General features: G+C 32.4%; 8 protein-coding genes and 2 pseudogenes. 8 read left to right on the top strand and 2 right to left on the bottom strand.

Annotated elements, in window-relative coordinates:
* The first annotated feature begins 63 nt into the window (after positions 1 to 63).
* A pseudogene (locus tag LOK41_RS26485) lies at positions 64 to 681 on the top strand (DDE-type integrase/transposase/recombinase).
* A gap of 94 nt (positions 682 to 775) precedes the next feature.
* Here LOK41_RS26485 and LOK41_RS26480 read toward each other — a convergent pair.
* Positions 776 to 1,996 (bottom strand): MFS transporter, encoded by a 1,221-nt coding sequence (locus LOK41_RS26480; protein ID WP_241818968.1) that lies wholly within the window; start codon positions 1,994 to 1,996, stop codon positions 776 to 778.
* Between the two features lie 56 nt (positions 1,997 to 2,052).
* Positions 2,053 to 2,628 carry a TetR/AcrR family transcriptional regulator gene (locus LOK41_RS26475; protein ID WP_241818967.1) on the bottom strand — a complete coding sequence of 192 codons (576 nt, stop codon included), beginning with the start codon at positions 2,626 to 2,628 and terminating at the stop codon, positions 2,053 to 2,055.
* An 87-nt stretch (positions 2,629 to 2,715) separates the two neighbouring features.
* On the opposite strand from LOK41_RS26475, the pseudogene LOK41_RS26470 reads away from it, so the two are divergent.
* From LOK41_RS26470 to hepT, 7 genes and pseudogenes are all read left to right on the top strand, one after another.
* A pseudogene (locus LOK41_RS26470) lies at positions 2,716 to 2,823 on the top strand (IS6 family transposase); the annotation flags it as partial.
* 250 nt (positions 2,824 to 3,073) lie between these two features.
* Complete coding sequence (locus LOK41_RS26465) at positions 3,074 to 3,667, top strand: TetR/AcrR family transcriptional regulator (protein ID WP_241818966.1); 594 nt, start codon at positions 3,074 to 3,076, stop codon at positions 3,665 to 3,667.
* A 588-nt stretch (positions 3,668 to 4,255) separates the two neighbouring features.
* Positions 4,256 to 5,359 carry an acyltransferase family protein gene (locus LOK41_RS26460; protein ID WP_241818965.1) on the top strand — a complete coding sequence of 368 codons (1,104 nt, stop codon included), beginning with the start codon at positions 4,256 to 4,258 and terminating at the stop codon, positions 5,357 to 5,359.
* 293 nt (positions 5,360 to 5,652) lie between these two features.
* Positions 5,653 to 6,045 (top strand): hypothetical protein, encoded by a 393-nt coding sequence (locus LOK41_RS26455; protein WP_241818964.1) that lies wholly within the window; start codon positions 5,653 to 5,655, stop codon positions 6,043 to 6,045.
* Positions 6,046 to 6,516: 471 nt separating this feature from the next.
* Positions 6,517 to 7,224, top strand: a complete 708-nt coding sequence (locus LOK41_RS26450) for an IS6 family transposase (protein WP_241818963.1) — start codon at positions 6,517 to 6,519, stop codon at positions 7,222 to 7,224.
* A 315-nt stretch (positions 7,225 to 7,539) separates the two neighbouring features.
* Entirely contained in the window at positions 7,540 to 7,947 is a 408-nt protein-coding gene (gene mntA, locus LOK41_RS26445; RefSeq protein WP_241818962.1) for a type VII toxin-antitoxin system MntA family adenylyltransferase antitoxin, read from the top strand.
* Entirely contained in the window at positions 7,937 to 8,350 is a 414-nt protein-coding gene (hepT, locus tag LOK41_RS26440; RefSeq protein ID WP_241818961.1) for a type VII toxin-antitoxin system HepT family RNase toxin, read from the top strand. The genes mntA and hepT overlap by 11 nt, the downstream gene beginning before the upstream one ends.
* The last annotated feature ends 387 nt before the right edge of the window (positions 8,351 to 8,737 follow it).

Raw genomic sequence — 8,737 nt, 5'->3', positions numbered from 1 at the left:
GGTTTTGTTGCAAATCTTTCTACGTAAGACTACACCCTAGAAAAAGGATACGGAGAATCACAAATGCGATATTTTAAAGGAAAACAATTTAAAACGGACATTATTTTGGTAGCCATTAGCTACTACTGTCGCTTTCTTTAAGATATTGTGGTGTATCTGAGATTCTACAAAAACGAGGAGTTCCCATTCGCCCTACACCATTCATGCTTCGGGTGGATTAATCTAAAATTTTGATTTATCAAATTCGGAAAGAGAAAAACAAAACTGCAAACTATGCTTGGCATTTAGATGAGACGTGCCTCAAAATTAAGAGGGGTGATGCTATCTTTATCGTACAATTGATGGAGAGGGGTATACTTTAATCTCCAACTTTGTAGAACATGCGATTATCACAACAGACAAGAATCCGGTCTTACTTTGCACGTTCAAGTAACTGAAAAAGAACAGCTTATTTATGCGTACAAAACATTGTACCGCTAAGCATCTAAATAACCTGTTTGAACAAAAGCATCGACATATAAAACAGCGATTTCCTTGCTTTACGTACAATAAAAAGGAATTAAAAAGATCTAGTCCCTATATATACGAAGACGAAGTCTTGAATCAGACTCTGTCTTTGCAGTATACAAAGAATTACAGCAATTAGCACACGTACTTAAAGAATATTTTCAATCTATATAATTCCCTTATTTATCTAACTGCACAAAAAAAACGATAATGCTAATACTAGCCCAAAAATTAGATTTTCCCTCTAACTTTTTGGGGATATTAATAGTTAGGAAATGTATTTATTTTTGTTTTTTGATAGATTTATAGTATTATTTTTTATTAAATGAACGAATAGGGCGATTAATGGCAAAGCTGCTCCAATGAGTAAAGTTACTTCACTATTAAATCTATAGTAAGTATAACTTCCAATCCATGAACCAAAGGCTCCTCCTAAAAAGAAAATAGTCATATATAATCCATTTAGTCTGTTTCTTATCTCGGGATTCAAACTAAAGATAACTTTTTGACCTAATAATAAATTTCCTGCCACACCAATATCAATACAAATACCTGAGATAAGTATTAAAATCACACTAAATAGTGAATGATCTTGAACAAAAAATAATAATGCAACAGATAATAGTACGAGCACCATTGATACATTAGTCATTGTAAAAATATAACCCTTATCTGCTATTTTACCAATAGTAGGAGTTAATAAAGCTCCAGCTATTGCAACAAAGCCAAATAATGCAATTTCATTATTTGAAAAATTTAATGGCTCAGACCTTAACAAAATGGGAATAACTGTCCAGTAAAGGCTAAATGTTGCAAATAAACATGCATGATAAAAAGCTCTTTGTTGTAAAGGAGAAGTATTTATTAGTAGTTTTACCATAGAAGCTATTAAATTTGGATATGACATGTTACTAGTCGATATCACTTCATAGTTAGGCAAAAATTTTATAATTAACAGTAATACGGTAACTAGTGTTATTAATGAAAAAAGAAATACCATTCTCCAGCCGAACCAGTCAGCTATTCCGATAGATAATGGACGAGCAATCATAATCCCAATTAATAAACCACTCATTACTTTACCCACATATTTACCAATCTCTTCAATAGGCACAATTCTCATTGTTAGTGGAACTAACATCTGAGCCGCACAGGCCCCAATGCCGATTATAGTTGTTAATATTAAGAAAACAATTCCGTTTGTTGAAATTAGCGTACCAATTAATGAAATAATAGTTAGCCCAATAAGAATGCCTATTATTTTCTTACTTTTAAATAAGTCAGCCATTGGCACGATGAAAAATAATCCCAATCCATACCCAATTTGTGTCAAGGTAGTGAGCAAGCCGGATAAGTCAGAAGAGATGTTCAAATCTTTTGCCATGAATTGTACAATTGGTTGTGCATAATAAATATTTGCAGCAAGTGAACCACAACTAATTGCCAAAATAAATATTAGAAAATTTGTCTTTTTAGTCACCTTTATCATTCCTTTTTTTATTTATTTTTTGGTACGATCGTTCCGAAATGATTAAAAAAGAAAGACTATATGTCTGCAATAGTCTTATCCACTAGATGATAGGCTAAATTTTTCTCCTTTTTATATCTGGACATAAAATTAATGCTGTGATTTAAACTTAATAAAGAATATGCAACTAATTCAGAATTGGCCTCTTGTGAAATTTCCCCTTTCCTTTTTCCTTCGTCAATGACTTGCTTAAATACTTTTTCGAGTTCATTAAAATCATTTATAAGTATTTTTTCTATGGATGGGTCAATATGTCCAATAAGCAGTGAAGAATTAGTTATTATACAACTTTTGGGCATATTATCTAAATAACATTTTTCAATATGTTGATAAAAAAAGGATTTAAGTGATTCTTTGGTGTTTATACCACTAAAAAGTAAATTTCTCTTTTGATAACTATAGTTTTTATAATGTTCTAAAACCAGTTTAAATAGTTCATCCTTATCTCCAAAACTATCGTAGAGAGTAGACCGACTTATTCCCATCGTTTCAATAAGATCTGAGATATATGTAGCGTCATAACCTTTTTCCCAGAATAAATACATAGCTTTATTCAAAGCGTGTTCTTTGTTAAAACTAATACGTCTCCCCATTTTACAACACCCCCTATCATATAATTTAGTATGAATATTCCGGAACGATAAGTCCAGTATTTTTTCTTGAGATTAAGTATTTCATTAATCATGCACCTAACGCATGATTATAGCAATTTGATTTATCAAATTTGGAAAAAGAAAAACAAAGCTGTACACAATACTTGGCATTTAGATGAGTCGTACATCAAAGTTTAAAGGGATTGGTTATATCTTTATCGTGTAATTGATGGAGATGAGTACACTTTTTCTACAGGTTATCTCAGTTTAGAAATCTTTGCAACAGAACCACTCTGTACTTAGGAATCTCCCACTTCAAACAGTCCGTAAGGACGTTAAGTGGTGAGGAGTTCAAGTACGAATAAAATATAAGCTGCTTTTTAAATTGACAATTATGATAATATTATTTCATACAGGCGTACAGAAATAATAGGAGGTGTGAATGATGCCAAAAATAGTAAATCATGAACAACGAAGAAAGGAAATTGTTCATGCCACATGGAAAATCATTTTTGAGAGAGGGGTAGAAGAGGTTTCTGTAAGAAAAATAGCTGAAGAAATGAAAGTATCAGCTGGTTCATTAAGGTACTATTTTTCTACGCAAAATGAATTATTAAAGTGTTGCATGCAGATGATGGATGAAGAGGTTGAAAAACGCATACAAAGTTTGGACATTTCGCGTACACCATTGGAATTGGTGGAACATATGTTATACGAGGTACTACCTTTAAAAAAGGAAAGTCAACTAGAAACAGAGGTGTGGGTTTCAATCGTTACATATGCACAGAAACATCCAGATTTACAGGATCTCGCATTAAAAGCAGATCGTAAACTACGATTATTCATAGATATCTGTATCGAGGTTTTAAGAAGAGGTCATCTTCTGGATGAAACTTTAGAACAGGATATAGAAGTAACACGATTATATGCCATTGTTAATGGGATTGCTTTAAACTGGTGCTTAAATAAAGAGGCTATGAGTACAGAACAAATTAAAAAGGTGCTAAAAACGCATTTATTATCAATATGTAAGAAGTAAAGCGGAATTTGAAATATTACAAAATAGGAGGATCTTTATTTCTGATAGTTTTGTCATTTTTATTTCAAAAAGATTATTTCAGACGCCCCAACACTTAATTATTTGGGCGTTTTTTGTGTTGTATTGAACTACCCGCACTTAACAACCTTGCGGTCTGTTTGAAGTGGGAGATTCCTACGGTGAGAACATAAGTATCTTGTACGTTGACTCACCACGCATCCTACTTTAGCTTGGCTTTCGCAACTTAGGCAAGCGTGGGGCGATAGAATGTTGAAGATTTTACGGTTGCAACGATTTTTCTGCAACCAACCTCATATCTTCAGTTTTCAAAGAGCAATCTGTACAAGTATATGGTAACAAACATTTTGGCTTACGCCAACCGACATTCATTTCCCGCCTATTTGCTGGTGCTATTGCACCTTCACGAAAATTGAGGATGGAGTCTTCTGTCGGAAAATGATAAATAACTTATTCTGTTGTATAAAAGGCTTTCTTTTTTAATACACCTGTGTTATATTCTTTTTAGCACATTTGTGTTAAAAAGATAGTCAGCAACTAAACAAAAAAATTTTGAATTAGGAGGTATTCATGGATAAGCGTATCTATTATATAGATAATCTTCGCGTTTTTCTCACTATTCTTGTTATCTTGCATCATATCGCAATGACCTATAGTAGTACAGGCGAGCTTTGGTATTTTGAAGATATGGATTCAACTTATGAGTTTACAAACTTTATATTAACTGCCTTCGTCTTTATAAACCAATCTTTTTTTATGGGGTTATTTTTTTTCCTTTCTGGATATTTTACCCCAAATGCTTATGACCAGAAAGGTCCTAAATTATTTTTAAAAGATCGTTACATTCGTTTAAATACTCCTATTATATTTTATATTTTCTTCCTTAGCCCTGTCATTCAGTTTACAGCTCAAGAAAAGAAAAATCTTAGTTTTGGACACTTTTATAAATCTAAGATCTTAAGTTTAGAAAGTATTGAGATTGGACCACTTTGGTTCGTATTAGCACTTCTCATTTTTAATTGTATGTATCTTTTAGTAAGAATAGTAGGTAAGGGGGAATTATCATATAAAAATAAACAGTTCCCTAAAGTGCCCACCCTTTTTATTATCAGTTTTTCATTAGGTATTCTCGCTTTTCTAGTTCGATTGATATTTCCAGTAGGAGAAATGATTGTAGGGTTACAAGTTAGTTATTTTCCTTCCTATATTTTTCTCTATATAGCCGGCATTATGGCTTACAGGCAGAAATGGCTGGATAGTATACCTAAAAAGACAGTTAAAATTTGGAGGAGGATTGCTCTTTTCGTTAGTCCATTATTAGTGATCGGCCTGATTTTATTACCTAAAGGAAATCTAAATGGTGGATTTAATTTACAATCTTTATTGTACGCTTTGTGGGAGCCTTTTGTTGGAATAGGTATTTGTATCGTGCTTCTTGACGGATTTCGCAAGTATGGAAATCAAACCAGTCTTTTTACTAAAACACTATCTTCTACAGCTTACACAGTATATATTATTCATTCATTGATTATTGTAGTGTATAGCCGTATATTATACGACATTTCACTTCACCCTCTTCTAAAGTTTGGAATTGTAGGAACCCTTGGAATTATTACTTGTTTTTTAGTAGCTACAGTTATTTGTAAAATTCCATATACCAAACGTATTTTATAAATACTTGAAACTATGAGTGATTTAATTCAATAAAAAACTACTAATTACCTAATTTACTGTGGTTTAATGAGCGGATTAAGGAGCTGTTGAGTAGTAATAAAGGGTCAGATTGTTGAACATAAGAAGGTGTTATTCGAATTTTAAAGTATATAGAAGTGGTTACTATTCTGGGAGTTAATTCAGCTAACATCGCATTTACTTGAATAAGCACACCATATCCAGAACGTTTTTTGAATTTTCGGTATGCTATAATTTTTTTAGTGATAAATAGACTTTAATAGGAGATGTGCAAATTGATAAAAATACTTATGCAAATAAGCAGATTATTTTTAGGGGTCGTTTTTGGGGTTGCTGGTATAAACGGTTATTTTGTCATCTTCGGACTTGAACCATTTATAACACCTAGTCCCAAAGCAATGGAATTATTCGAATTTGAGTATCTATTAATTGCAGAGAAATTTTTAGAAGTTATATGTGGAATTTTACTCATAATCAATCAATATATCCCATTAGTCATTACAATATTATCGCCAATTGTAGCCAATATTTTTTTACTTCACTTGTTCCTAGACCATTCGTTACTTTTTTTAGCAGCAATACTTGTCCTCACTCATGGTTATTTGTTGTTCTACTATAGAAAAAACTTTATGAGTATATTAGAGAGAAAACCAAAACCTTCCCAATAATTTAACCTTTATATATATAATTTCAAAATATCTTAGTTAAACTAACGTGCATTAATTTTAGCAGGAAAATGATATAGAACTAAATCCATATTTTTGTTATCCCAGAAAAGGGCGCAATCGTAGAACAACAGAGACAGAAAATATTCAAACTTTTTTTATTAAAAGCGCCCTCAATTAAAACATACCACCTTTACTTAGGTCATCTACAGATAACCTTAACATAATAAACCAATGGAACAATCCCCTTGTTTAACTAGACCAACACAAAAAGAGGTTCTGGTGCAGAAACTTTAAGATAATTACAATTAATCTTTAAATCTTGGACATACTGATTCTATTACTCTAGAAAGGTGTGTGATCGGTATGGAAAAGAAAAATTGGTTCTGGTGCAAAAATTCTAAGACTCTTGCAAGTAATCTCCTAAACTTGGACATACTGATAGTATGACTCTTAAAAAGGGGCGTGATCAGTATGGAAAAAGAAAATTTGTTCAAATGGAAGCATTATCAGCCTGAACTCATCTTATTAACAGTAAGGTGGTACCTACGGTATAATTTGAGCTTCTGTAACTTGGTGGGAATGATGGGGGAAAGAGGATTATCAATTTCTCACACAACGATTATGCGCGGGGTTCATCAATATGGATCTCAATTAGAAGAGAAAGTACGACATCATCTTAAATCAACAAATGACTCGTGGAGAGTCGATGAAACTTATATTAAAGTAAAAGGTCAATGGATGTACTTATATCGTGCAGTCGATTCAGAGGGGAATACAATTGATTTTTATCTAAGTAAATCAAGAGATAAACAAGCAGCCAAGCGCTTTTTCAAGAAAGTCTTGGCTTTTTCGTATGTTTCTAAACCCCGCGTGATAACAGTAGATAGGAACCCATCCTATCCTGTAGCGATTCAAGAGTTGACAGAAGAGAAACATATGCCTGAAAGCATACAACTAAGGCAAGTTAAATATCTCAATAATATAGTGGAACAAGACCATCGGTTTATTAAAAGGCGAGTTCGTTCTATGTTAGGGTTCAAGTCTTTTGGAACAGCTATATCCATTCTTGCAGGAGTGGAAGCTATACATATGATTAAAAAAGAACAGATTGATTTACATGATCAGTCTGTTCAAAACCAGAAAGAATTCATCCATCAATTGTTTGGGCTAACAGCATAAAATACAATTCCGCTAGAAATATAGGGGCTATATTATCTTTTATTTTACCTTTGTACCAGAACCTTTTAAGAGTAGAAGAATTCGCTACTCCAACCTCATATGTATTCGGTTTTCAGAGAACGGAAGTGTTATAGAGACTTTTATTTGTCAATAGATTTATTATACCTAAAAAAACAAGTGTTTTTCTACGAAAAAGTGATACTTTCACTCTATGCCTAAAGGCGGACTGAAGTCCTGCATAGGCTTTCCCGTATCACTAAATCTGTAATGGTTATGATATAATAAAATTCAAGTATAATAAGGGGGATTAATTAAATGATTTTTCAAAGCATGATTACAGCTATTATAGAAAAATTACAAGAGACGGTGAATCCCTATTGGATAATTGTGTTTGGATCAACAGCGGAGAACAGAGAACGAGAAGATAGTGATATTGATATAGCCTATTTAAGTGACATAACTTTAGGGAATTATGAGCGTTTTTTATTAGCACAGGAGTTAGCCAACATCGTTCATAAAGATGTTGATTTAGTTGATTTATCTGAAGCTTCTACAGTTTTTCAAGCTCAAATTATACATACAGGAAAGACAATATTTTGCTCTGATGAAGAACGAAAGGTCATTTTTGAAATGAAAACTTTAAAAATGTATTCAAAATTGAATGAGGAACGCCAGATAGTATTTGATGATATAAAGAAAAGAGGTTCTATATATGAAGAATGAAGTTATTTTAAATAAAATTTCTACAATAGAGCGTTGTATAAAAAGAATCCAAGATGTGTATGGAAATGCCCCTGAGAATTTAGAGGATTATACAAAGCAAGATTCCATAATATTGAACATACAAAGAGCTTGTGAAGCGAGTATTGATTTAGCAATGCATATTGTTGCAGGAAAAAAGTTAGGATTACCACAATCTAGTCGAGAGGCTTTTGATTTATTGGTTACAGCAGGATTACTTAGCAAAGAGCTAGCAAATAAGTTAAAGGCGATGGTTGGATTTCGAAATATTGCTGTTCATGATTATCAAAGTGTAAATTTAGATATTGTTCGTCAAATTATTGAAAAACATTTAAAAGATTTTAAACTATTTACGAAAGAAGTTATGGGAATATTGGAATTATAGAGGTACACGTTTTAGAATCATTATTATATAGGTGAGGAGAAATTGTTATGCTTTTTTCTAATTTTAGGGGGAAGAACACATCACTATCAAGCTAACAAAACAAAATACCCCCTAAATGAAATTTTTCTTTCTCTACAGTTAGTTATTTGGAGAAGTCAGCTCTTTTTGTCGTTTTTGGGGTGTTTACTTTTCTTAAGTTGATGGGTATGAGGCACGGCACGAATTACTTCCTTTTTGATCCACTCACAGAGAAAGACTTTTTATAATGATTGCTAACAATAAAATTGCTGTATTATCATTAATAAGTAGTGATTACCTCATGATAGTGAGGATGAACAGATAGGAGTTATAGCTTTGAAATAAAGTTTGGTTAAAAATTGGCCAGGT

The sequence above is a fragment of the Bacillus sp. TL12 genome (genome assembly GCF_022625245.1).
In the GTDB taxonomy this organism is placed as follows: domain Bacteria; phylum Bacillota; class Bacilli; order Bacillales; family Bacillaceae_G; genus Bacillus_A.
Note: the sequence above shows the minus strand (reverse complement) of the source record. Positions and strands in the feature narration are given on the sequence as shown.

Bases quoted from the DNA above. Each gene is read 5' to 3' on its own strand.
- LOK41_RS26480 (WP_241818968.1), bottom strand. From the start codon at position 1,996: ATGATAAAGGTGACTAAAAAGACAAATTTTCTAATATTTATTTTGGCA.
- LOK41_RS26475 (WP_241818967.1), bottom strand. From the start codon at position 2,628: ATGGGGAGACGTATTAGTTTTAACAAAGAACACGCTTTGAATAAAGCT.
- LOK41_RS26465 (WP_241818966.1), top strand. From the start codon at position 3,074: ATGCCAAAAATAGTAAATCATGAACAACGAAGAAAGGAAATTGTTCAT.
- LOK41_RS26460 (WP_241818965.1), top strand. From the start codon at position 4,256: ATGGATAAGCGTATCTATTATATAGATAATCTTCGCGTTTTTCTCACT.
- LOK41_RS26450 (WP_241818963.1), top strand. From the start codon at position 6,517: ATGGAAAAAGAAAATTTGTTCAAATGGAAGCATTATCAGCCTGAACTC.
- mntA (WP_241818962.1), top strand. From the start codon at position 7,540: ATGATTTTTCAAAGCATGATTACAGCTATTATAGAAAAATTACAAGAG.
- hepT (WP_241818961.1), top strand. From the start codon at position 7,937: ATGAAGAATGAAGTTATTTTAAATAAAATTTCTACAATAGAGCGTTGT.